The sequence below is a fragment of the Reichenbachiella sp. 5M10 genome (genome assembly GCF_002742335.1).
GTDB lineage: Bacteria > Bacteroidota > Bacteroidia > Cytophagales > Cyclobacteriaceae > Reichenbachiella.
Map to the genome: position 1 here is coordinate 4,238,128 of NZ_MDGR01000007.1, position 24,130 is coordinate 4,262,257.

24 protein-coding genes are annotated in these 24,130 nt (G+C 41.0%); 11 read left to right on the forward strand and 13 right to left on the reverse strand.

Annotated features, from left to right (window positions below):
* Nucleotides 1–2: 2 nt before the first annotated feature.
* The 6 genes from mnmG to BFP72_RS17275 form a co-directional block, all read right to left on the reverse strand.
* Nucleotides 3–1,865: a tRNA uridine-5-carboxymethylaminomethyl(34) synthesis enzyme MnmG gene (gene mnmG, locus BFP72_RS17250; RefSeq protein WP_099600324.1), complete on the reverse strand. Its 1,863-nt coding sequence runs from the start codon at nucleotides 1,863–1,865 to the stop codon at nucleotides 3–5.
* 78 nt (nucleotides 1,866–1,943) lie between these two features.
* The gene (gene ybeY / locus BFP72_RS17255) at nucleotides 1,944–2,375 is read right to left on the reverse strand and encodes an rRNA maturation RNase YbeY (RefSeq protein WP_099600325.1); all 432 of its coding nucleotides are present in this window, start codon (nucleotides 2,373–2,375) and stop codon (nucleotides 1,944–1,946) included.
* On the reverse strand, nucleotides 2,375–2,776 hold the full coding sequence (locus BFP72_RS17260) for an ATP-binding protein (RefSeq protein ID WP_099600326.1): 402 nt from the start codon (nucleotides 2,774–2,776) through the stop codon (nucleotides 2,375–2,377). The genes ybeY and BFP72_RS17260 overlap by 1 nt, the downstream gene beginning before the upstream one ends.
* 29 nt (nucleotides 2,777–2,805) lie before the next feature.
* A complete protein-coding gene (locus BFP72_RS17265) occupies nucleotides 2,806–5,574 on the reverse strand; it encodes a DUF4175 family protein (protein ID WP_143520117.1) in 2,769 nt (922 codons plus the stop codon).
* Nucleotides 5,575–6,086: 512 nt separating this feature from the next.
* Nucleotides 6,087–7,034 carry a hypothetical protein gene (locus BFP72_RS17270; RefSeq protein WP_099600328.1) on the reverse strand — a complete coding sequence of 316 codons (948 nt, stop codon included), beginning with the start codon at nucleotides 7,032–7,034 and terminating at the stop codon, nucleotides 6,087–6,089.
* A gap of 2 nt (nucleotides 7,035–7,036) precedes the next feature.
* Entirely contained in the window at nucleotides 7,037–7,393 is a 357-nt protein-coding gene (locus BFP72_RS17275) for a hypothetical protein (RefSeq protein ID WP_099600329.1), read from the reverse strand.
* 78 nt (nucleotides 7,394–7,471) lie between these two features.
* Here BFP72_RS17275 and BFP72_RS17280 point away from each other — a divergent pair, with 78 nt between their 5' ends.
* Complete coding sequence (locus tag BFP72_RS17280) at nucleotides 7,472–8,161, forward strand: ComF family protein (RefSeq protein ID WP_099600330.1); 690 nt, start codon at nucleotides 7,472–7,474, stop codon at nucleotides 8,159–8,161.
* A 54-nt stretch (nucleotides 8,162–8,215) separates the two neighbouring features.
* On the opposite strand, the gene gldJ is transcribed toward BFP72_RS17280, so the two are convergent.
* Nucleotides 8,216–9,439 carry a gliding motility lipoprotein GldJ gene (gldJ, locus tag BFP72_RS17285; RefSeq protein ID WP_099600331.1) on the reverse strand — a complete coding sequence of 408 codons (1,224 nt, stop codon included), beginning with the start codon at nucleotides 9,437–9,439 and terminating at the stop codon, nucleotides 8,216–8,218.
* A gap of 288 nt (nucleotides 9,440–9,727) precedes the next feature.
* On the opposite strand from gldJ, the gene BFP72_RS17290 reads away from it, so the two are divergent.
* Nucleotides 9,728–10,321 (forward strand): sigma-70 family RNA polymerase sigma factor, encoded by a 594-nt coding sequence (locus tag BFP72_RS17290; protein WP_099600332.1) that lies wholly within the window; start codon nucleotides 9,728–9,730, stop codon nucleotides 10,319–10,321.
* Nucleotides 10,322–10,398: 77 nt separating this feature from the next.
* Here BFP72_RS17290 and BFP72_RS17295 read toward each other — a convergent pair whose 3' ends face one another.
* From BFP72_RS17295 to BFP72_RS17305, 3 genes are all read right to left on the reverse strand, one after another.
* Complete coding sequence (locus BFP72_RS17295) at nucleotides 10,399–11,334, reverse strand: hydrogen peroxide-inducible genes activator (RefSeq protein ID WP_099600333.1); 936 nt, start codon at nucleotides 11,332–11,334, stop codon at nucleotides 10,399–10,401.
* A gap of 57 nt (nucleotides 11,335–11,391) precedes the next feature.
* Complete coding sequence (locus BFP72_RS17300) at nucleotides 11,392–13,500, reverse strand: OmpA family protein (RefSeq protein ID WP_099600334.1); 2,109 nt, start codon at nucleotides 13,498–13,500, stop codon at nucleotides 11,392–11,394.
* Nucleotides 13,501–13,568: 68 nt separating this feature from the next.
* Nucleotides 13,569–14,186 (reverse strand): OmpA family protein, encoded by a 618-nt coding sequence (locus BFP72_RS17305; RefSeq protein ID WP_221406535.1) that lies wholly within the window; start codon nucleotides 14,184–14,186, stop codon nucleotides 13,569–13,571.
* 293 nt (nucleotides 14,187–14,479) lie between these two features.
* On the opposite strand from BFP72_RS17305, the gene BFP72_RS17310 reads away from it, so the two are divergent.
* From BFP72_RS17310 to BFP72_RS17335, 6 genes are all read left to right on the forward strand, one after another.
* A complete protein-coding gene (locus BFP72_RS17310; protein ID WP_099600336.1) occupies nucleotides 14,480–15,694 on the forward strand; it encodes a PAS domain-containing sensor histidine kinase in 1,215 nt (404 codons plus the stop codon).
* A 103-nt stretch (nucleotides 15,695–15,797) separates the two neighbouring features.
* On the forward strand, nucleotides 15,798–17,306 hold the full coding sequence (gene atpD / locus BFP72_RS17315) for a F0F1 ATP synthase subunit beta (RefSeq protein ID WP_099600337.1): 1,509 nt from the start codon (nucleotides 15,798–15,800) through the stop codon (nucleotides 17,304–17,306).
* 4 nt (nucleotides 17,307–17,310) lie between these two features.
* Nucleotides 17,311–17,568, forward strand: coding sequence for an ATP synthase F1 subunit epsilon (gene atpC, locus BFP72_RS17320; RefSeq protein ID WP_099600338.1), 258 nt, complete (start codon nucleotides 17,311–17,313; stop codon nucleotides 17,566–17,568).
* A 157-nt stretch (nucleotides 17,569–17,725) separates the two neighbouring features.
* On the forward strand, nucleotides 17,726–18,433 hold the full coding sequence (locus BFP72_RS17325; RefSeq protein ID WP_099600339.1) for an NAD-dependent epimerase/dehydratase family protein: 708 nt from the start codon (nucleotides 17,726–17,728) through the stop codon (nucleotides 18,431–18,433).
* A complete protein-coding gene (gene dtd / locus BFP72_RS17330) occupies nucleotides 18,405–18,857 on the forward strand; it encodes a D-aminoacyl-tRNA deacylase (RefSeq protein WP_099600340.1) in 453 nt (150 codons plus the stop codon). Before BFP72_RS17325 ends, dtd begins: the two co-directional genes overlap by 29 nt.
* On the forward strand, nucleotides 18,857–19,183 hold the full coding sequence (locus BFP72_RS17335; RefSeq protein ID WP_099600341.1) for a nucleotide pyrophosphohydrolase: 327 nt from the start codon (nucleotides 18,857–18,859) through the stop codon (nucleotides 19,181–19,183). The genes dtd and BFP72_RS17335 overlap by 1 nt, the downstream gene beginning before the upstream one ends.
* Before the next feature lie 38 nt (nucleotides 19,184–19,221).
* Here BFP72_RS17335 and BFP72_RS17340 read toward each other — a convergent pair whose 3' ends face one another.
* The 3 genes from BFP72_RS17340 to dusB are packed head-to-tail and all read right to left on the reverse strand — an operon-like array spanning nucleotide 19,222 to nucleotide 21,954.
* A complete protein-coding gene (locus BFP72_RS17340) occupies nucleotides 19,222–20,058 on the reverse strand; it encodes an alpha/beta hydrolase (RefSeq protein WP_099600342.1) in 837 nt (278 codons plus the stop codon).
* A 4-nt stretch (nucleotides 20,059–20,062) separates the two neighbouring features.
* Nucleotides 20,063–20,938 carry a DMT family transporter gene (locus tag BFP72_RS17345; RefSeq protein ID WP_099600343.1) on the reverse strand — a complete coding sequence of 292 codons (876 nt, stop codon included), beginning with the start codon at nucleotides 20,936–20,938 and terminating at the stop codon, nucleotides 20,063–20,065.
* A gap of 17 nt (nucleotides 20,939–20,955) precedes the next feature.
* Nucleotides 20,956–21,954 (reverse strand): tRNA dihydrouridine synthase DusB, encoded by a 999-nt coding sequence (dusB, locus tag BFP72_RS17350; RefSeq protein ID WP_099600344.1) that lies wholly within the window; start codon nucleotides 21,952–21,954, stop codon nucleotides 20,956–20,958.
* Between the two features lie 173 nt (nucleotides 21,955–22,127).
* On the opposite strand from dusB, the gene BFP72_RS17355 reads away from it, so the two are divergent.
* Genes BFP72_RS17355 through BFP72_RS17365 form a run of 3 tightly spaced genes read left to right on the forward strand, consistent with a single transcriptional unit; the run spans nucleotide 22,128 to nucleotide 24,071 of the window.
* The gene (locus BFP72_RS17355; protein ID WP_158233453.1) at nucleotides 22,128–23,042 is read left to right on the forward strand and encodes a CPBP family intramembrane glutamic endopeptidase; all 915 of its coding nucleotides are present in this window, start codon (nucleotides 22,128–22,130) and stop codon (nucleotides 23,040–23,042) included.
* Nucleotides 23,039–23,245, forward strand: coding sequence for a putative signal transducing protein (locus BFP72_RS17360; protein ID WP_099600346.1), 207 nt, complete (start codon nucleotides 23,039–23,041; stop codon nucleotides 23,243–23,245). The genes BFP72_RS17355 and BFP72_RS17360 overlap by 4 nt, the downstream gene beginning before the upstream one ends.
* Nucleotides 23,226–24,071, forward strand: a complete 846-nt coding sequence (locus BFP72_RS17365; RefSeq protein ID WP_099600347.1) for a phosphatidate cytidylyltransferase — start codon at nucleotides 23,226–23,228, stop codon at nucleotides 24,069–24,071. The genes BFP72_RS17360 and BFP72_RS17365 overlap by 20 nt, the downstream gene beginning before the upstream one ends.
* Nucleotides 24,072–24,130 lie beyond the last annotated feature (59 nt).

A 24,130-nucleotide genomic window follows, 5' to 3' on the forward strand; every position in this document is an offset into this window, starting at 1 on the left:
ATTTATCTTGCCATATAGACCATGAGAACTGAAATATCTGCAGGATTGACGCCACTGATTCTTGAGGCTTGTCCGAGATTCGTTGGTTGAATCTTAGATAGTTTTTCTTTGGCCTCTGATGAGAGTGCTGGTATTTCTTTGTAGTTGAAATTGGACGGTATTTTTTTGTTGTCTAAATCACCCATTCTGTCTGCTAGGCTTTTTTCTTTTTCTATGTATGTTTCGTATTTGACTAATATAGCAGCTTGTTGTATGACCTCTGGTGTCAGTTCATTTGCTTTGTTCTGTGCATCTGGATGTAGCTTGAGTATGTCATCTATTTCGAATTCTGGTCTTCTCAAGAAATTGATGATTGGTGCTTTTTCTTTGATGATAGCTGATCCATGTTTTTCTAGTATGGGATTGACTTCTTCTGGTTTAACTTTGATTTTTTTGAGATCAGCGATGAACTGATCTGTTTCTTTTATCTTTTGATTTACTCTTTCTAATCTTTCTTCAGAAGCTAAACCTAGTTGATGTCCAAGTGGAGTTAATCGTACATCCGCATTGTCTTGTCTGAGTAGTATCCGGAACTCTGCCCTTGAAGTGAACATACGGTAGGGTTCGTTTGTTCCTTTATTGATAAGATCATCGATGAGTACCCCGATGTAGGCGTCGGATCTGTTGAGTACAAAATCTCCTTTGTCGTGTATTTTGTTGTGTGCATTGATACCTGCCATGAGTCCTTGACTGGCTGCCTCTTCATATCCGGTAGTTCCGTTGATTTGTCCTGCGAAGTATAGACCACTGATTAGACGTGTCTCTAAGGTTGCGTTGAGTTGTGTCGGTGGGAAGTAGTCGTATTCTATAGCATATCCTGGTCTGAACATTTTGACATTCTCAAACCCAGGTATTTTTGTAATGGCTTTGTACTGAACATCTTCTGGTAGGCTGGTGGAGAATCCATTGACATATATTTCTACAGTATTCCATCCTTCTGGTTCGACGAATATTTGGTGTCGATCGCGTTCAGCGAATCGGTTGATTTTGTCTTCGATTGATGGGCAATATCTTGGACCTAATCCTTTTATCCTTCCAGTGAACATTGGGGATTGCTCGAATCCTGTTTTGAGTATTTCGTGTACTTCAGGATTGGTATATGTGATATGACACGGTCGTTGATTCACAAGAGATTTGGTATCAGTGAATGAAAATTTTCCAGGATCAGTATCTCCGGGTTGTTCTTCCATCACATCCCAATTGAGGGATCTACCATCTACTCTAGGAGGTGTACCGGTTTTCATTCTGCCTGATTCAAATCCAAGTTCGATGAGTTGTTCAGTTATACCTGTTGCTGCCTTTTCTCCTGTGCGTCCACCTCCGAAGCGTTTTTCTCCAATGTGTATGATTCCGTTGAGAAATGTTCCATTGGTGAGAACAACTGATTTTCCTTTTATTTCTATACCCATAGAGGTTCTAACGCCTTTGATATGATTGTCTTTGACAATCAATCCAGTGACCATTTCTTGCCAGAAGTCTACATTGGGTGTTCGTTCTAGTGCGAGTCTCCATTCTTCTGCAAAGCGCATGCGATCGTTTTGTGTACGTGGACTCCACATGGCAGGTCCTTTGGATTTGTTGAGCATCCTAAATTGTATCATGGATTTGTCAGATATGATACCGGAGTATCCTCCTAACGCGTCTATCTCACGTACGATCTGTCCTTTTGCAACGCCACCCATTGCGGGATTGCAAGACATCTGTGCTATGGTGTTCATGTTCATGGTGATGAGCATGACTTTTGAACCCATGTTGGCAGCTGCAGCGGCGGCTTCACAACCTGCATGTCCTGCCCCTACTACTATTACGTCGTATTCTGGAAACATATTATTCTCCTTAGAAGTGTTCCACGTGAAACCTTTTTCGACGATCGATGAGGTGTTCCACGTGGAGCACTTGTTGTGTTATATTTGAAATTGCGGCAAAGATAAATAAGCATTCTCTTTTTCTCTCATCTCCATTTTTTGACTCTCTGTCTTGTCGTTGTATCCGACAAGGTGAAGTACTCCATGGATGAGGACTCGTTTGAGTTCCGTTTCGAATGCAGTGTCTTGTTGTTGAGCGTTTTCTCTTACCCGATCTATACTAATGAATATGTCAGACTCTACATGCTTTTCCTCCTCTGAATTGTCAAAGGTGATGATGTCTGTATAGTAGTCATGGTCGAGGTAGTCTATGTTGACTTGTCTTAGGTACTCATCCGAACAAAAGATGTAGTTGATACTGGTGAGTTCGTATCCTTCATTTTGAATACAGTGATGTATCCAATCTTGTAGGGTTGCTTCTTTGCTAATAGTGAAGTCAGTATCCTCGTAGAAGAAATGAATTTCGTGCATCAGTGGATGTAAAAACTAAGTTGGACTCTCTTTCCATCATCCTCAAATTTGACTTCATCACATAGATTCTTCATTAGGAAGATGCCTCGACCGCCTGGTTTTTCTAGATTTTCAGGTGCTGTAGGATCAGGTAATGTGTCATAGTCAAAGCCCTCACCTTCATCCTGAATAGTGAACAGGATGAGACTGTCTTCTAGCTTGAGAGACAAATCGACGTTTTTATCCTTGTCTGACTTGTTGCCATGTACGATAGCATTGTTGACGGACTCTGTCACAGCGATCATGATGTTGCCATAGATGTCATCGTCAAATTGGAATTTCTCTTTGGCATTGTCAATGAAGCTTTCGATGATTCGAATGTTTTCTGACAGTGACGGGATCTGAATTTTAATGGCGTCCATTGTTAATTGTTTTAGCGGTCACAAATATATTATTGTTCATTTAACCTTTGGAAGTATTTATTTACTTCTTCCTTGTAGTAAGGGTTCATTTTAGGGGGTAATGTCTGCAACAACTCCAGTTCGGATTGTTTGGTTTTGATGTATTCCTCATATTTCTTGGCTGTGTTGTGGATTTCTTCTTGTGCTGTTTGTGCTTCTCTTTGTTGATCGAGTTCTCGTTCTCTTAGTGCATCTTCGGATTGTAGCATCTTAGTCAAGATGTCTTGTTGGCGTTGTATGGTTTGTTGCGTGATGTTCTTATTGACGAGATCTGTTTCGGTTTGTTCCATCTTTTTGATGATGTCTTTTAGATTGTTTGAGAGTCCTTGGTCCCCATTATTGAGCTCATTTTCTATTTGTTGGAGCTGTTGACGTATCATTTCTTGTTCTGCAGCGAGTTCTGCTAATTCTTGAGAGAGTGGTTTTCCTGTTTTGCCACTTTTCTTTAGGTCTTGAATTTTCTTACTGAGTTCTTGTTGGAGCTGTGACATGCTTGGCATGGGCTTTTTCTTGCCTTTTTGTCCGGGCTGTGGCATGCCCATGGATTCTGCCATTTGCTGCTGCAATTGTTGTAGTACGTCGTTGAGAAGCAAGGCGAGATTGTTGATGGAGGTCATTGTGTATTGTTGATTGACTACCGCATCATTCTTTTTGCGATCTTTCATGCCTTGCAGACTGGCTTCAATATGGTTGTTCATGGCATCTAGTTCACGAGTGACGAAACTTTGTATCTGAAATACCCTACTAGCCAATGAGAGTAAACTGTCCTCAATAATGACTGCATCATCTCGGAGTTTGAGTTGTAGCTGAGATAAGGAGACAAAACGGGGGTCGCTTTGATTGACTGCTTTGAATTCTTCCATGAGATCTTCTTGATCAAAGGATAGCTTGAGTAGGTTGTCGAGTATATCTCGTAGATGATCAAGATTTTCTTGTAACATTTCCATTTCCATTGAAGTCTGCATGGACTTCATCTGATTGCTGAGACTTTCTATTTGTTCAGCTGCTTTTTGTTGTTGTTCTTGTGACTTTTTGCGTTTGCCTTGTTCTAGGCTTTGGTTGATTTCTTCTTGAGTTTGGTTGATTTCTTCTTGTTCCGTACTGAGGTCATCTAGTTTTTCGGGTTGGCTGAGCTTTTCATTGAGTTCTTCTAGTTTGTCTATCTCTTCTTGAAGTTGATCAAACTTTTGGTTGAGCTCCTCTTGATTTTCTTGAGTTGTTTCGAGGTTCGTATCTTTTTCACCTGTTTCTTGTGCGAGATCAGATTGCTGTTGTTTAAGTTGATCAAGATCTTGGATGATTTCATCCATTTTGTAATCGAATTGCATGCGTTTGAACATTTCCAGAGCGCGTTCTATTTCCTTTTCAAGATTCTTTTCCTTTTGTTGAATGTCTTGCATCAATTCGTCCAAATTCGTTTTGCTTTGATCGTCTTGCAATAATTTTTGTAGCTCTTCATAAAGTTTTTTTGTTTCTTCATCCAAGATATCTTCCATCAATTTTTGTAACTGTGCGGATTTTTTTTGTAGTTCTGGGTTGGGTTTATGAAATTTATTTTGCTTTTCTGTCAATTCTTTGTGCTTTTTAGCTAATTGCTGGATGTCTTTTTCGAGCCCTTTTTTGTCTTGTAGTAGGGTGTTTATTTTTTTCTTTTCTTGCCAGTTGTTGTTATTGTTCTTTTTGAGATCTCGTTGTATCTCTTCTATTTGTTCACGAATGTCTTCTGCTTTGTCAAGTGTCCTATGGATATCTGATTTCGCTTGAGCAGCAGTTTTTTCTATTTCTGCGTCGATTTCTGTATTATCAGGTAGTTTGAAACTATGTTTTTGAGAGCGTGCTGGTTTGTATCCATTGATTGCGTCATTGTCGTATACGCGAACATAATAGTGGAGTATTTCTCCAGGGTGTAGATCGATCGAATCTAAGGATAATTGATAAAAGAAGTTTTGAGCGTTGTGCGATGAGACCAATTGCATAGGTAGTCTTTTGGTTTCCTCATGGACCTCATAGATGAATTCTAAGCTACTAAACCCGTAATCATCCATGATACTTCCAGTGACTATTACATATTGGTACAAGGTAGTATCTGATATCGTTTGTAGGTTTATGATTGGAAATTGATCCTTGATTACATCTATTTGATATGAAATGGGCTGTTTGTTCTTACCGTGCTGATTACGGAGTTGTATTTGATAATCTTGGGTATGGAGGAGCTGTTTATATGCGGTAAATTGATTTTGATGTGGAGATTGCATTTCGATGGTGTCTTCTGTCATTTGTAAACTGATGCCATTCGATTCTATAGATTCAATTGTCCAGTGCGCTGTGGTTCCTTCGGGTACTGTAAGATTGCCATTGTTTGAAATCTTAGTGTTTTCTAGACCCGTATACGGGGGATATTGTAATTGTATATTGAGGTTTTTGATGTCTGGTCTTGATCTGACTTCTATCGTATAGGTTTTGGACTTGTAGTTTCCAGCCAAGATTTGGAAGGAAAAATCATTTTGTACTCTCGGATATTGGTAGTTGATGTGTGTTGCATCACTGAATTTCATTTTGTTCGTTTTGCCGTGAGCTTTCAAATAGAACTGATCGGGTACGGCCTCTCCTTCTACAACCATCTCAATGGTAAAGGGTTCGTTTTTGAAAGCAACAAATGTTTCAAAAGCAGGTTTCACATGAAACAATGCATCATTGTATTCTTTATCGTAGTGGATAATTCGATGGGTACTCTCCGTCAAGAAATGAGGAATAATCATGAGTAGCAGTAGTATCAATGCTGCAGGGAAGAGTAAATAGCGTAAATACTTGTAGTTAGTTTTGAGATTTATGCTTGTGTTAAAATCAAAAACCGATAGTTCGTTTGTACGCTGTTCAATACTTGCTTTAAGTAAAGAGGTTTCTTGGTGGTTTATCTGTAACTGTATAGTATTCAGTAATTTATCATCGAGATTTGGAAAATATTTGCCAATTTCTCGCGCAGCATCTTTGTCGCTGATCTGTTTGCTACTGTTTAGATAGTGATAGAGTGGTAGTATGAGATAGCGAATGAGCGTGAACAAAAAGGTGGCGAATAATAGGAGCAATAGAGAAAATCTGCCTGACTCAGAAAAGCGAAAGGAAAATTCTAAGCTGTTGACTATAAGATACGAGCTGAGCAAAACGATGAAGAAGAGAATTCCGTTTTTGATGAGTTTGTTCAAAAACAGTTTCTTTTTATACGCCTGTATCTTTTGTGTTAGTTTGATTGCTCTATGTTGTGTTTCTTTTTTCAATAGCTCGTTATCTTTTCGAAATAGATGTGTTCGATCTGCTTCGATAGCTTTTCATAGTCTTTTAACCCTTGAAGTGTCCGTGGAGTTATGAAATACTCTGGATATATGTTGAAAACACCAATTGCGTTCGTTTTTGACGATGAATTGAAAGATTGTTTGATTGATCTTATAATGTATTGATTATCAGAACTTAATGAGTCAATTTTTATCAATTTTTTAGAAATGAAAGGCTTATACGGCGTGTTCTCAGATTCATTCCGTACCTCTACCCTGATTTTTGCCAAAAAACGTGGGTCTAAAACGGCATTTTTTAACTCGGGCAATTTTTGAATTCCTATGGTGATAGTGTCTTCTAAACTATTATGTAGAAGTGTGGTTGTATCAATTTGTATATCAAGAGAGTCCAAGCCTAACCAGTCTCTACATAGAATGATATCTTCTAGATTGTGGAAGTTTTCAAAAGTATAAAACTCTACAAAGGCAGTGTTACTTCTAATCGCTTTGAACTCGCTGTATTTATTGGATAGTATTTGGTTTAAAAAATGAACGGACTTTATCTTGGAAGAGTCTCGGGATGACACTTGAATGATATCAATATTTCTCTCCCGAAACTCATGAAGTATGGCTTCTTCATTTTTAAGGAACCTGAGATTGATAGTTTGGATATTGCTGCTAGAGTCTAGTGCGTGGAGACGGTAGAGAATATCCGTATCTGCAAGTGTGATTTCGTATGGTGCGGCTTCTTGTTTTTCAATGGGTTGGGAGAGCTCTACGACGAATTGCTCAGCTATATTTTTGTTTTGTGTAGAATCTAACGTGAGTATACTGCTGGTGAAATTGATGTTGAGTGTTTCACGTGAATCAGATTCAATACTATGCTGGTCTATATCTTTACACGATATTAGAGCACATAATATGATAAGAGAATGGAGTGTATTGCGCATGGTCAAAATACTAAACCTATTTCTTTCTCAAAATATTCCATAGTATGAATTTTCAGTAATTTTTCTTGTTCCATCAAATTCAGGTTCGGTACTTTCTTGTCTTCAATCCAATGAGGCCAGCCTTCTTCATCGAGTCCCTCTAGTGTATAGTATCCTGATAGACTGAGTACTTTGCATATACCGATATGAATCAGGTCTTGTTTTTCTTCTTTGGAAAATGGAACATGTCCCCTACCCAATTCTTGTACGCCGATCAAGAATAGAATGCTATTTAAATCACTGGGTTTTTTTCCAATGACAATTTTTAATGACTCGCGTAGTTTGAGCCATTTCCGGTCCAAATCAAGATCTCTTTTCATTCTATCTACTTCTATTTTCAAAGATAATTGACCTCTATACAGGAATCTATAATTATCTTGAAGAAAGCCCGATAAGATATGAATTTAACCAAATATTGGAAGGGATTTGTCTCTTTGGTTTATCCCATGACCTGTACAAATTGTGCTCGACCACTTGTTGATGGTGAAGAGTTGCTGTGTTTGCATTGCCGAATGGATCTACCTCTCATAGATTATTATAAAGTACGTGACAATCCATTGTATGAGTATTTATGTGGTGTGATAGAAATTGAAGCGGCTTACGCTTATATGCGCTATCAGAAGAATGGGATGGCTCAGACGCTGCTGCGTCAGTTAAAGTACCAGGGATCGTCTCAAACGGGCTTTGTTTTGGGCAAATGGTTGGGACATGCAATGGTGTCCGATAAGCTTCAATTTGATTGTATTGTTCCTGTCCCTTTGCACCTCTCTCGCATGCGAAAAAGGGGATATAATCAGTCTTTAGAGATTGCTAAGGGGATGAGTAAAGTGTTGGGAACTCCAATCATGCAACACGCTATTGTACGTGTTTCTATGTCAACGTCTCAGGCGAAAAAAAGCCGTTTGGACAGGTTCAAGAGCAATCAATCTGAATATCAAGTGGTGAATCAATCAATATTGGAAAAGAAGCGTGTCTTGCTGGTTGATGATGTGATTACAACAGGGGCTACTATCACGTCGATCTCTAAACTACTTCTAGATCATGGTGTGAAAGCTCTGTCTGTGGCATGCTTGGCGACTGGAAAATAAAAAGGCTTGCTGCAGTGCAACAAGCCTTAAATGCTTTCCTTAATTTAAGGATTATTAGTAGTTGGTTCCAGCTCTAATCATCGCACATCTAAATCCAATGGTAGATGTGGCAGAATCCTCGGCCAAGAATCTCCTCGTACCAGGTGACATCCAATAAGCTACATCTGCCCATGATCCACCTTTATATACTCTTACTCTGTCACTGATGAGTGATTGGAAATTTTCAAAATCATAACCATCTTCTTCATCCAAGAAACCATCGTTTCTGACTGGGTTTAGATCATCAAAATCTTGGTAAGATAATGGACGGTATACATCTTGTACCCACTCATTTACGTTTCCTGCCATGTTGTATAGACCGAAATCATTTGGAGGATAATCATAAATGTATGTGGTGATCATTGCTCCGTCATTCAACTTACCAGCGATACCGGCATAGTCTCCACGACCTCTTTTGAAGTTGGCCATGAATGTACCAATCTTTTTGCCGTATGGATTTCTGAGTGCGTGACCATCCCATGGATAGAGACGTCTGTGCGTTTGGTTCTCATCCAACCATTGTGTACCGATAAGAGCTTGTGCAGCATACTCCCATTCTGCTTCAGTAGGGAGTCGATAGTTCGGCAATACAAAACCAGTTTCCAAAGGAATTCTTTGGTTTGGTTTGGTTTCGGCCTCTGCCCCACCCTCATAGTCTTCGTAGTAGCCTGCTTCTTCAGCGAGCTTCTGGTTGACAACAATTGATCTCCAGCTGCAGTAATCTTGTGCTTGTTTCCATGTCACACCCACTACTGGGAAAAAACGGAAACCAGGGTACCTCAAGTAATGATCAACATAAGGGTCATTGTATGCCAACTCTCTAGACCATACAGTCGTGTCTGGCAATGCTGACTTGAAAAATGCTGCAGATGAATCCATGCGCACATAGTGTAGGTACTCTAACCAGTGCACATTGGCTACTTCTGTTTCATCCATGTAAAACGATGCTACCGTCACAGTCCTTTCCAGGTTGTTGTTGGTATGCATGATGTCCTCCTCGAAAGTTCCGAGTATGGTACGTCCACCTTCAATGAATCGCAAGTTCGGCCCATCAGGCTGACCTCTAAATTCACTGACTTCAAATGCACCTTCTTCGTTGTATTCTAGTCCCGTTACGGAACTATAATTCCCAGGATTTTGACTAGTTGCATGTCCGCCACCTCCACCACAAGAGCTTAATGCAAAACCTAGTCCTAGGATAAACGCTGATGCGTTTAAGAAAGGAATAAATTTCTTCATAACAATTATCAAATTTTATTCGAACTCCTAAAATAGCTACAAAATTCAACAAAACAAATTGCAAACCGTTTCGCTACTGATTTTCAGCAGGAATTAGTCTTAAGAATTTCAAATGCAACTGCTTTGAAGCCTGTAAACTCATTTCTATTAATAAAATCCAAAAGTATTCAAAATATTGTCTATTTGGTCAAATTATTTGATAAATGATATAGAATAAATGTCGCGAAATCTTAATGGTTTATTCATATAGACACAAATGCAAGAATTTTCTGTAAATTTGCCCTTAGAATGTCACAGACAGAGGTTTTATCATATCGCCCCCTTTTGATGTCAGTCGCTTACAACCTCGTAGGCTGTCGGTCGACTGCCGAAGATTTGGTACAAGACACTTTTTTTAGTTGGCTTAGGTTGGATACACATACTATACAGGATGCGAAATCGTATCTGACAAAAACCGTTACAAACAAGTGCTTGAATTATTTGAAATCTATCAAGATCAAGCGAGAGGAACTGATTGATAATGTAAGCCCTGCAGCAGTATCTGTAAGTTTCACTCCTGATTTCTCAAATTTGGATTTGAAATGTGAAGTAACTCACGCTATGTCTTTGATCTTTAAAAAACTTGCTCCGACAGAGCGCGCAGTATTTGTACTAAAGGAACTGTTCAATTTTGATTATTCTGATTTGACTACCATTCTTGGTAAGAAGGCGGACAATTGTCGGAAGATTTTTAGTCGTGCACAGCTGAAACTAGGCGATGAAACCGAGCGGTTTAGTGTCGATGTGGACAAGCTACGCAAAACGGTAGTAGACTTCAAAAACGCTACGCTAGGTGAATTTTCGGATTTGATCGAAAATTTGAAAACCGATATCAATAAGTAGTTCTTAGAATTCTTCTTATAGGTTGATTTTGTGCATAGGCCAATTTTTATGCGGAGAATTTTACTCCGTCTGAAGTTTTAGAACTTGATGACTGTAGTGTTTTTTTGACTTGTCAAAGTGGCAGGAAGGCATGTGTTGATTTCTTCACGAAGTGCCTTGACCATTTTATGCTTCACAAAACTTTTCTTAATCACCAGTCCTACTTCTCTAGTGGGAATAGGTTCTGTAAATTTTCTGACTTTGGATTTGTCGTCTTTGCTTAGATCATATGTGAAAAGCTCCGGAATCAAAGTATAGCCTCCCCGTTTGTCAACAAGTTTTTTGAGAGCTTCTAGCGACCCACTTTCGTAGTGTACACGATTGTTGTAGCGTTCTGAGCGACTGACATTGCAGATGTTGAGTGTTTGTTGACGAAAGCAGTGTCCTTCGTTCAATATCCATAAACCTTCAGGGTTGAGTTCACTGGCTTCTACTTTTGAACTGTTGTATAATGGGTGACGGTGTGAGACATAGAGCGAAAACTCTTCGTAGAAAAGCGGAATTTCCTTAAAATCCGTTTCTTTGAGAGGGGTCACAAGTATACCAATATCAATTTGATCCTTTTTTAGTAGGTCAACCAAACTATCCGTCATGTGCTCGGAGATTTGTAGGTTGATAAAAGGATACTTTTCGATGAAACTAGAAATGAAAAGAGGGACAAGATAGGGAGCCAATGTAGGAATTACCCCGATTCTGATGTCGCCTTTGATATCATGTTTTTCTTCGTCAATGATTTCGCTGATGCGCTGCGATTCGTTGAGAATCACTCGTGCTTGTTCCAAAATTTTCTTGCCGATTTCGGTGGGTTGTACGGGGTGTTTGGATCGGTCAAAGAGGCTCACACCAAGTGAATCTTCCAGCTTTTGAATTTGCATACTTAGCGTGGGTTGAGTCACAAAGCATTTTTCTGCCGCAAGGGCAAAATGACGGTAATTGTCGAGAGCGACGATATATTCTAGCTGGACGAGTGTCAAGGCAATGAGTTTAAAGATGATTGAAGGCTCAAACTTGAGCCTTCAATTCTAATGCTTTTATTCGAGAATTTTGAATTCAACTCGTCGATTCTGCTTACGGTCTGCTACAGTATCATTGGATGCTACTGGTTGAGATTCTCCATAGCCGACGGTGACCATTCTACTGGTGTTTATACCGTGTGATTTGAAATAATTGTAAACCGAATTTGCTCTACGTTTGGATAGTTGTTGGTTGTAGTCTTTGTCACCTATCGAATCACTATGGCCTGAGATTTCTATTTTCTCAATTTCTCCTGATTGCAGCATTTCCAAAATACGGTGTAGCTCAGGGTAAGATGCTGTTTTGAGTTCGTCTTGATCAAAATCAAAGAAGATATTGTTGAGTACAACAGCCGCTCCTGTATGGATTGGGTTGAGTGTGAGGTCTTGAACTATTGTTCTAGATTCTGTTTCTTCGTTTAGATCGATGTGTTCATTCTGAGCAAGATATCCTCGTTTTTCAGCCAAGAAACCATAGCGTGCTCCTGATCTTACTTTGAATTCGTAGATGCCATTTTCGTCAGTTTGTGTTTCACCTACTTTAAGGCCGTCGGGTAGTCTTTCTACGATGATTTTTCCGACGATAGGTTGATTGGTCTCTTCGTCTATCACTTGGCCTTTGACGGTTACGAATATTTCGGTGATTGGGACAACCGGAGCAGCGGCAACCACAGGCTCTTCTTCTACAGGTTCGTCTGTACTTGCAATGACTCCTTCTTCAGGCATTTCTTTCTCTGGGTCGATGAATAGTTCGTCTATGCGGAACTGGAAGACATCAGTATTCTCGTCAGAAGACCCTCGTGTGAAATAGGCATGGCTACCTGTAGCAGGTAAGTTAAAATATGTGTCATCCTCTGGTCCATTGACTCCTCTTCCCATGTTTTCTGGAGAAGACCAGTTGGTCCATGTATCATCCAATCTCTTGGATACATAGATATCTGCCCCACCGTATCCTCGGAACCCCTTGGATGTGAAGTAGAGGGTTTCATTGTCTGAATCTAGAAAAGGGGCATATTCTGCATCAGCAGAGTTGATGGTTACGCCCATATTGAGCGGTTCGGACCACATTTCCGAATTGGGCTTTTTGAATGAGGCATAGAGATCTCTATCTCCATTGGTATCATCTCTCTCCAATGACATGATGATGATTTCGGTATCAGCACTCATATAAAAATCTGCCTGATCTGAATAGTTGTAGGAGTTTTCGATATCGATGTTTTCTGGTTTATCCCATTTGTCTCCGTCACTTGATCTTGACATGGATATGCCTTCTCCCATTCTGCCTCTCTTTTCGTAGCGGTTGCCTAAGAGCAAAATCGTTTCGTCACCTACTTGGGTAATCGAGCAAATATAGTTGGGTCCAGGAGTGTTGAGAGGTGCACCGATATTTTTGGCGGGTAGCCATTCGTGAGTCTCTTCGTCAAGTTCAGAATACCAAATATCTGAATAGTCGTCCATTCCTCCGACATTGTCTGGGTGGCTCCTTCTACTGAAATACAGCCGCTTGCCATCTGGCGAAAGCAAAGGGCCGAGTTCGACATATTCACTGTTTACATTAGTGCTTAGTCTTTCTGTACTCAAGTTGTTGTTGACATTATCTGCGAGTTCGATCAACACACTAATTGGTATGTTTGAAGAAGATAACCCGATGGCATCAATACTATTGTATCCTGGTACGGTTGTACAGTCGAGATCTACTCGAATGTAGGCAATGCGGTAAGGTGTTTTTTCAAAGAATAAATTGAGTAGTCTACTTTGAAGAGGAATGGGTCTTGCATTCAGGTCGAAAAGTAGATACTCATTGTCTAATGAATCATAGGCGAAGACTTTGCTGACAGCACCTGGGTTTTCGGTTTCTGCTATTGCAATTTGTTGTGCTCGAATAGGCTCGTCAAACTTGACAACTATATATTCTTGGCCATTTGTTTTAGCGGGTCGCCAGGCATTTGGGCTTTCTCCGCCCGATGGATATACATTTGGAGAATGAAGAGCTTGGCTTGCGGCATACTGCAAAGCTGTCAATTCTGAGGTGACAAACATGACTTCAGATGCCCATTGTACAGTCTCTTGAGCCGATGCTCTAGTGCCTAGTAATACTATAATGAGGAGAATGGTAAATTTCTTCATTCAGGTTAGATACGATTGATGTAAATTTGAATCATAGACTGGCAGGAATCAAAGATATTCAAATTATTTTATTGTTGAATTATTCTTACTTCTACTCGTCTGTTTTTTGTACGAGCTTCGGGTGTTCTTTCTCGTGTCAAAGGTTCGGTCCCTCCGAAGGCTTTTGTACGAATTCTGCTTTTCTTAATTCCTTTTTTGATTAAATATTCTTTGACGGCTAAAACTCTCTCTTCGGAAAGCTCTAAGTTGGCTTGAGCATTTCCCTGAAAATCAGTATGTCCTTCAAGTTGAATGATGGTGTTAGGTCGTTGGTCGAGCCAATCTGCTAAGGCATCTAACTCTTCGTATGATTCTGGAGTGATGACGGATTTTCCTCTTGCAAAAATTAGATTGTCGAGTGATATTTTTTCATGCATGGCATCTGGCTCCATTTTGAAATTCTTTTCGATGAGTCCAATCCCTTTGTCTGTTACGACAAACTCTTCACTTATTGTTTTGTATCCATCTGCCTTGACATTGAGAATGTATTTTTGGTTTTCGATCATATAGAGTTCGTAGACCCCATTGGACTGATTTGTTTTGGAGACCCCCATGTCGTCATAGTAGGGTAGCTTTTCGTAAAAAACACTGGCAAGAATCGCCTTGTTGTCGTTGGGGTCTGTCACAGTACCTGTGACACGTATCATTTTGTCTTGATCTTGGGCTATCACTTGTGTACATAAACTCACAAGGAGTAAAGCTAGAATGGGTCTTAGAAACATGGTGTTAGGTTCAGTATTCAATTCAAGCTCAAAGATGACAAAAAAAATTAATTTTTTTGGATTATTCCAATCAATAGATTTCGATAGGAATCTAATTTCTAAATATGAAATAGAATGATTCTTAGAATAGCCACTCTTGTTTCTTGGAATGTCTTGCCATTCGTTAGGTGGTCTCGTTGTGCTTCTTATATTTGTTGGCATTATTACGAGTAGTTCAGATGGCGGGTACAAAACCAAACACTTCACTTAATCTTTATAAAAACCGATCCAAATTCAAATGGGTTGTACTTGGGGTTTCTGTGTTTATCAGTTTGGTTTCCATTTACTATACGAATGTCCTTGTCGGCCAACTCAAAAGTCGCGAGGAGAAACACATTGGCCTATATGCAAGTACTTTGGAGTACATAGCCAATCAGCAAAACAATTCTGACATGAATTTTGTGTTTGAGGAAATCATAGTATCCAATAAGTCCATCCCAGTAATCGTGACGGATGAAATAGGAAAGCCGCTTCAGTCTCGAAACATTCCCAAAGTAGACCGGGCCGTGACACCCAAAGAAAAAAATAAGATTCTCAAGGAAGAACTGGAAATTATGGAGTCGGAGCACGAGCCCCTTCTCGTGACACTCCGTACAGATGGGAACATTACGGGGTATCAGTTTATATACTATCGCAACTCCTCATTACTTGCACAATTGAAGTATTACCCTGTCGTGCAGTTATCTATCATTGGTATTTTTGGAATGATTGCTTTTTTGGTGTTCAACTATTCCAAAGCGGCAGAGCAAAACCGTGTTTGGGTGGGGATGGCCAAAGAGACCGCACATCAACTGGGTACGCCGATTTCGTCACTCATGGCCTGGGTCGAGTACCTGAAGGCGGACGAAAATTTAACAGACAAAGAGATCATTGTCGAACTCGAAAAGGATGTCGAACGTCTCAATATGATTACTTCACGGTTCTCCAATATTGGTTCTGAACCGACACTAGAAAGTGCCAATGTGTATCGTGTCATTGATGATACGATTGCATATCTCAAACGTCGGGTATCAACCAAGGTGATTTTTACAATCCGGTGTTTCCCCAACGATGAGCTAGAGGCTAACCTCAATATTCCGTTGTTTGAATGGGTGATCGAAAACATTTGTAAAAATGCTGTAGATGCCATGAGCGGAGATGGCCAGATCAATATCAGTATTTTAAAAGCCAATGAAGGACACGTGGTTGTCGATATCGCGGATACAGGTAAGGGAATTGCAAAATCAATGATACCCAAGATTTTTCAACCAGGGTATTCTACCAAAAAGCGTGGCTGGGGACTGGGGCTTACTTTGGTCAAGCGAATCATAGAGAATTACCACAAGGGAAAAATCTATGTCAAAGACTCGGAATTGAACAAGGGAACAACGTTTAGAATTTCGCTCAGATCGTGAGGCATTTAAAAAGAAAAATGATAGTTGGGGATTAAAGGAAGATACTTTAACTTCGCACTTTGAAAAAATAGGACACAATTTTCATAGAATAAAATATCTAGAAATGGCAAATAGTGGTAAAATCACACAAGTTATTGGCCCAGTAGTAGACGTAAGCTTCGAGGCTGAAGGGTCTAAAATTCCAAATATTTTGGACGCACTCTACGTGACCAAAGAAAACGGTCAAAAGGTAATCCTTGAGTGTCAACAGCATTTGGGCGAAGATAGAGTAAGAACTATCGCGATGGAAGGTACCGAAGGGATGACTAGAGGTATGGAAGTTATAGATACTGGTGCGCCTATCACTATGCCAATCGGTGAGGATATCAAAGGTCGTCTATTCAATGTAGTAGGCGAAGCGATCGACGGTATCGAACAACCAAAGGGTGAAAAATCTCTACCGATTCACAGACCTGCTCCTGCATTCGAGGATCTGTCTACTTCTACTGAAATCCTATTTACTGGTATCAAAGTGATCGACTTGATCGAGCCTTACGCCAAAGGGGGTAAGATTGGTTTGTTTGGAGGTGCTGGTGTTGGTAAAACGGTTTTGATTCAAGAGCTCATCAACAACATCGCCAAAGGTCACGGTGGTTTGTCAGTATTTGCTGGTGTGGGTGAAAGAACTCGTGAAGGTAATGACTTACTCAGAGAGATGATCGAATCTGGTATCGTGACTTATGGTGACGAATTTCTAGAATCTATGGAAAGCGGTGGATGGGACCTGTCCAAAGTTGATAAGAAAAAATTACAAGAGTCTAAGGCGACATTTGTGTTCGGTCAGATGAACGAGCCTCCAGGAGCAAGAGCAAGAGTAGCGCTTTCTGGATTGACAGTCGCAGAATATTTTAGAGATGGTGAGGGCGATGGTGAAGGAAAAGACATCCTTTTCTTCGTAGATAATATCTTTAGATTTACTCAAGCAGGATCAGAAGTGTCGGCACTTCTTGGACGTATGCCATCAGCAGTAGGGTACCAGCCTACACTTGCAACAGAGATGGGAGCAATGCAGGAGAGAATTACCTCTACTAAGAATGGTTCGATTACTTCGGTACAGGCGGTTTACGTACCTGCGGATGATTTGACTGACCCAGCTCCAGCGACGACATTTGCTCACTTGGATGCTACCACGGTACTTTCTAGAAAAATTTCAGAGCTAGGCATCTACCCAGCAGTAGATCCGCTTGATTCTACTTCTAGAATTCTTTCTAGAGAGATCGTAGGTGATGAGCACTATGATACAGCTCAGCGTGTGATCGAGATTTTGCAGCGATACAAAGAACTACAAGATATTATTGCTATTCTAGGTATGGATGAATTGTCTGATGAGGATAAGTTGGTCGTACATAGAGCTCGTAGAGTACAGCGTTTCTTGTCACAACCTTTCCACGTAGCTGAGCAGTTTACAGGGTTGAAAGGAGTGCTTGTAGACATCAAAGAAACTATCAAAGGTTTTAACGAAATCATGGACGGTAAGCACGATAATTTGCCAGAGGCTGCTTTCAACTTAGTTGGTGGTATCGAAGATGCTGTCGTCAAAGGCGAGAAATTGTTGGCTGAAGCTAAAGGATAAGACTATGTTTTTAGAGATCATTACGCCAGACGAAAAGATATACGAAGGAGAAGTGGATCATGCGACTTTTCCTGGTAGCAAGGGGTCCTTTCAAGTTTTGAATGATCACGCTGCATTGGTCAGTTCGCTGGGCAAAGGTGACTTAAAGATCGTAAGTACGCACAATAAGAAAAGAGAAGAGCTACACATGGCCATTGACGGAGGTGTGGTGCAAGTGCTCAACAATAAGGTGTTGGTACTTGCAGAGCATGTAGAACGATAGTTTTCTTAACAAAGAATATGAAAAGCCCGCGGATAGCTATCCGCGGGCTTTTTTCTTTATAGGAGAGGCCCTTCTTATTTTTCAATTACTTGAATATTTATTTGTTTGTTGGTGGCTAAGTGCCTAATTTTTTAGTCCAATTCTAATAAAGGTATACATGGGAAGTAAAACAGCATTGATTGCAGGTGCCACAGGCCTAGTTGGCAGAGAGCTTCTGAATACTTTACTCAGTAAGGATTACTATACAAAAATACTCGTCATAGGCCGAAACCCGATAGATATTAAGGATAACCGCATAGAGGAGTACATTTTGAGTTTTGATGAATTGGACACGTATGCAGACCGCCTGTCTGCCAATGATTACTTTTGCTGCTTAGGTACAACCATGGATCAAGCCAAGAGCAAAGAGGCTTTTTATCGCGTGGATTTTGATTATCCAGTCAAGTTAGCCAAGATTGCCAAGGCGGATAATCAATTTGAGACGTTCAATGTGGTATCTTCCTATGGAGCCAACAGTCAGTCAGGTTTGTTTTACAATTCCGTCAAGGGCCAGTTAGAGGATACACTCAAAGAAATGGATTTGAAAGCACTTCATATCTATCAACCTTCTTTGTTGTTGGGTTATCGTCCACACTTCAGAATTTGGGAAGAAATGGCCAAACTGGCTTCTACCTTATTGTCTTTTTTCATTATTGGTTCTCGTCTTCGTTTTTGGGCCATCAAGGGTAGTCAAGTGGCTGATGCGATGTTTTATGTGGCGAGTAGTCATGAAGAAGGGGTACATGTGCACAAGCCTCTGGAGATGAAAAGAATCGCACGAAAAAAAGAATACAAATTTGATAACAGTAATACAGAAGTCGCTTGAGGCGTCTGTGCGCATAGATGGCGTGACCAAGGCGAGTATTGGACGGGGCTTGATGATATTGGTCGGGATCGAAGATCAGGATGGGCAGGAAGACATAGAGTGGTTGAGTCGCAAAATTGTGAATATGCGTATATTTGAGGACGAGACAGGCGTCATGAACAAAAGCATATTGGATATAGCTGGAGAGATACTGTTGATCAGTCAGTTTACTTTACTTGCCAGTACTAAAAAAGGCAATCGCCCTTCGTATATCAAAGCAGCCAAACCAGAAGTGGCTATCCCACTGTATGAGCGTATGGTTGCTCAGTTGCAAAATGATCTTGGGCAAATGATACAAACGGGAGAGTTTGGCGCAGACATGAAAATCTCGCTGATTAATGATGGCCCAGTGACAATTCTAATGGATTCTAAAAACAAACAATAATGACGATTGAAGAGGCTCAATCTCAGGTAGATTTATGGATCAAAGAGTATGGTGTGCGCTACTTTAGTGAATTGACCAATATGACGATATTGACTGAAGAGGTTGGTGAATTGGCTCGTATCATGGCGAGAACATATGGTGATCAATCCTTCAAACAATCCGATTTGGACAAAGATTTGGGAGATGAAATGGCAGACGTGCTCTGGGTGCTGATATGTCTAGCCAATCAAACGGGTATAGATCTCACGGAGGCCTTTCAGAAGAATCTGAGAAAGAAAACACAACGAGACTCGACGCGTCATAAGGACAATGAGAAGTTGAAGTGACCATACACCATTGGTGAATGACTATTCCATCACCGAACTTAGTTTAGTCTGTTTTCCATCCAGTCCCATACAGTGTTTAATACTTCCTCTTTCTTGAGGTCATTGTGAGGCTCATGCTTGGTCTCGCTATGTGTAGTATAGACGATGAGGTCAGGGCGCTGTTCTGCTAGTGATTTGGAACCAATGGGAGAAGTGATGGGGTCGTCTTCTCCGTGATAAACCAAAAGGGGTAATTTGAGACGCGCTGTGTTGGTTAGAGCCCATATACCTTGGGTATATGCCTCACTAAATAACTTTACTGAGATTTTTCCAAATACTTTTGGGTCTTGGTTGTATGCGCCATTGACCACAGGGTCATTGGTGAGCATGTGCTGATCCAATCCATTGGACTGAGTGAAAGAAGGCCAAAATTTAGCTATTCTTTTGGCCAGATTTATTTTCCATGAGGGAGGGGTGTCTACCAGGCTCAACCATGGAGAGGATAAAATTGCGCCGCTGAGTTCGTTGGTATTGCGGAGCATACAATAATTGGCGACTAGGCCTCCTCCCATACTATGTCCGTAGAGAAACATCGGTGTTTCGTTGAATTCTGATCGAGCATACATCATGAGTTCTTCTACATCATCGAGTAGTACGTCATAACTAGACGCATGTCCTCTTTTGCCTTCAGAAGCCCCGTGTCCCCTTAGGTCAATTACATAAAAGGCAATTTGGTGCTGACCAAAGAATTGTGCGACGTGTTCGTACCTGCCGGAGTGTTCTCCTAGACCGTGGATCATGCAGACTAGCGCTTGTGGTTCATCTACTATGTATTCATATCCGGCTAGTTGTGTGCCGTCTTTGCTTATTATGGAAAACTCTTCTTTTTCTACCATGCGATTACTTACGATTGGCAAGATAGACACCCATCAAAACAATCACAATGCCGAGGTACTGGTAAATGTTCAATGTTTCACCATCAAGTAAGCCCCAGCCTATTGCTACGAGAGGGATGATGTAGGTACACGATGTAGCAAATACCGGGGAAGCGATTTTGACGAGTTTGTTGAAAATGAACATGGCGAGTGCTGTACCGATTACTCCCAGCACAGCGATGTACCCAAAAGCCCAAAGAAAGTTTGGGTTAGTACTGATTTTGGCTGTAAAACCCGTACCAAAAAATAAAACACTAGCACAGATCGGAAAAATGAGGAAAAACGATAGAGCTGTGATATCGAGGGCCTTGATCTCTGGCAAAAAGCTTTTGATGATGTTGGCATTGATGCCATACATAACAGTCGCAGCGAGTATTAGAAATCCATAATAATTGATTCCTCTCATGTCGAAATGGGCACCACCTAGCAAGATGAATAAGCAACCGATCAGTCCGATAACTATCCCGAAGCTGGCTGTTCGTGTCATTTTCAACTGGAAGAAGAGTATTCCAAAGAGAGTGACAAAAATGGGAGTAAATGAATTGATGACTCCTGTGATGGCACTATCGACTCTGGTTTGCGCCAAGGCAAATAACATGGCGGGGATATAACTACCGACCAAACCAACAATGAAAATATACGTGCGTTTTCGTCGTGGAACACGTCGAATGGCTTGTATTCCAAAAGGAAGTAAGGCAAGGGAAGCCATGAAGATGCGCAGCGTGCCGACTTCAGAGGGGGTGAAGAACAGCAATCCTTTTTTGATGAGGATGAACGAGCTGCCCCAAATCAATGAAATCAATCCCAGCAATATCCAAGAGAGGGTCTTATTGTTTGGCATGAAGTGTCGAGGCAGGGTTATGAATTCACAACATCCACTTCCCCAAACACCTCTCCTATTTCGTCCAGTACGGACAACGTCTCTTCAAAAGTGGGTGTTTCGACAAGGCGGGCACGGTAGGGTTTGACCCCTGGTATCCCACGAAAATAATTGGTGTAGTGTCTACGCATCTCGAAGATCCCTTTCTTGTCTCCTTTCCACTCTACGGAAAACTTCAAGTGAGATTTGACTGTCTCGATGCGTTGTTCGAGTGTAGGTGGTGGGAGAATTTCGCCAGTTGTGAAGTAGTGCTTGATTTCGTTGAATATCCAAGGGTAACCGATGGCAGCTCTTCCGATCATGATGCCATCTACGCCATAAGTATTTTTGTAGAGCTGGGCTTTTTGAGGTGAATCAATGTCTCCATTGCCGAAAATCGGTATATGGATGTCCGGATGGTTTTTGACTTCTTCGATAAACGACCAATCTGCTTCTCCCTTGTACATCTGGGCCCGAGTACGTCCATGAATGGTGAGCGCCTGAATGCCTACACCTTGGAGTCGTTTGGCTACTTCGAGGATTTTGATGGTATCATGATCCCACCCGAGACGGGTTTTGACTGTGACAGGTTTGTCGACACGCTTGACGATCTCTGCTGTCATTTCTTCCATCTTGGGGATGTCCAGGAGGATTCCTGCGCCAGCGCCTTTACAGGCTACCTTTTTGACTGGACAACCGTAATTGATGTCGATGAGCTCCGGGTTGGCCTCTTCGGCGATCGCTGCAGCTTCGCGCATGGATTCGATTTTGTCACCAAAGATCTGAATTCCAATCGGGCGCTCATAGTCGTAAATGTCTAGTTTTTGTAGGCTTTTGGCGGCATCTCGAATGAGGCCCTCTGAGGAGATAAACTCCGTATACATCAAGTCTGCACCGTTTTCCTTGCATACCGCTCGAAATGGCGGGTCACTTACATCTTCCATGGGAGCCAATAGCAAAGGAAAATCACCTAATTCTATATCACCTATTTTGACCATTTCTTCACGATTTGATTTGCAAAAAGATCACTCGAATAATACTTTTTGATTATTCGAATTATCAGAACATTTTTGCCACAAAGTTACGTGTATTCTGTGAGATTCAAATGGATTAGAAAATAGTCCACTCGAATTTGTCGTCTGAGTATACCTGTTCCATGACCCCCAGTATTATGACCGATTCGTCTTTCGTCAAAAAAATGCCTTTGCTACAGATACCAATTCTGATTGGTTACGCTGTGGGAGGATTATTTATTGGTCAGTTTCTTAGTTTGGTTTTGTTGGTTCCTTTGTCAGGAATGGGTGTGAAGGAGTTGTTGATGGCCATGCAGGAGTTGCCCAATCACCCAGAGTTAAAGGGGGGCATGTTGATGATGCAATTTGTGAGCGCTTTTATGGGCTTTGTTGTCGGGCCATTTTTGTATATCCATCAATTTGAGAAGCAGAAGTTGTTTGCGATCTTTCGAATGAGCAGTTTTAGTGGAGTACATGGGCTTTTGGTTGTGGGGACCGTATTGTCCTTTATTGTGGTGGATAGTGTGGTGATTGAGTGGAATGCCGATTTTGTTTTTCCAGAGCCATTTCAGTCTTGGGCCAAAGGAAAAGAAGAAGTCGCGGCAGCTCTGACCAAGTATTTGACGACCATGGATAGTGTACCTTATTTTGTAGCGGTATTTGTGATCGTGGCGATATTACCGGCCATTGGCGAAGAGCTCCTCTTTAGAGGCTTGATTCAAAAATATTTTGTCAAAGCGATCAAAAATCCCCATTTGGCCATTTGGCTCACTGCAGTGATGTTTAGTGCTTTTCATATGCAGTTTTTCGGGTTTTTCCCAAGGATGCTTTTGGGAGCCTTATTTGGTTATTTTTATTACTATTCAGGCAACTTACTTTATGCGATTTTGGCGCACTTTGTCAACAATGGCTTGACCATTGTGATGCTGTATCTGTACCAACAGCAAATTGTAGATTATGATATTGAAAATACCGAATCCATTCCTTTGGAAAGCGTGGGCATATTCGCTATTATAGGGATTGTACTTTTTGTACTATTTACAAAACAATTTAAAGAGAGCGCAACGCGATGACCGATTGGCAAAAGGTATATTCTGATAGGACCGAATACCGCGCCAATATCGTTGTCTCTGTGCTGGAGGACAAGGGGATTCAACCCGTGCTCATCAATAAAAAAGATGCAGCATATCAATTGGGTCAATTTGAAGTCCATGTAGTGGCCGATGATGTGATTCGGGCGATTAAGATTATAAAAGATGACATCAAATTCGAATAATAAGTTTGGCGATCTAGTCAAGCGATTGATTACGGGTATACTAGGAGCGGCATTTACGATATTTGTGGTGGCCTATGATCAATGGGGGTTTTTTGGTGCATTCTTGTTTTTGGCTGTCATGACTCAGCTTGAGTTTTATAAATTGATTCAAGCCAGTGGGATTATTCCTCTCAAAACCTACGGGACACTGATGGGTATACTCATTTTTACTTTGTTTTTTCTTGGGTCGTCAGGCCATGTACACGATACGGACTGGTTTTACATCATATTGCCATTGACCTCTGGTGTGTATTTTATCAAACTTTATAAGAAAGATGAGAAGAAGCCCTTTACCAATATCGCATTTACTTTTCTAGGGATATTTTATGTGGCTTTGCCTATTTCTTTGCTGAGCGTGGCGGCATTTTCGATGGGTCATTATAGTTATCAGATCATTATTGGCCTATTTTTAATCTTGTGGGCTAGCGATACGGGAGCTTATTTTGCCGGGATCCAGTTTGGTAAACGAAAACTATTTGAGCGTGTATCGCCAAAAAAATCCTGGGAAGGGAGTGTAGGTGGAGCTATTCTGTCATTGGTGTTTGCTGTAGGTGTGTCGTATTATTTTCATGATTTGGCTCGCTGGCAGTGGATCGTGATCTCGCTGATCATTATTGTCTGTGGCACGTATGGTGATTTGGTAGAGTCGTTGTTCAAACGCAGTATGCAGATCAAAGACTCTGGACGCAAACTGCCAGGGCACGGTGGGTTTTTGGACCGTTTCGATGGCTTGTTGCTGTCGGTTCCATTCATCGTGATCTTTCTCAAATTCTGCATGAAATACTGATAGGATTATTAGAATATAAAGCGTTTGTTTCTTTTTTTGAATGATTACATTTGTTTCAT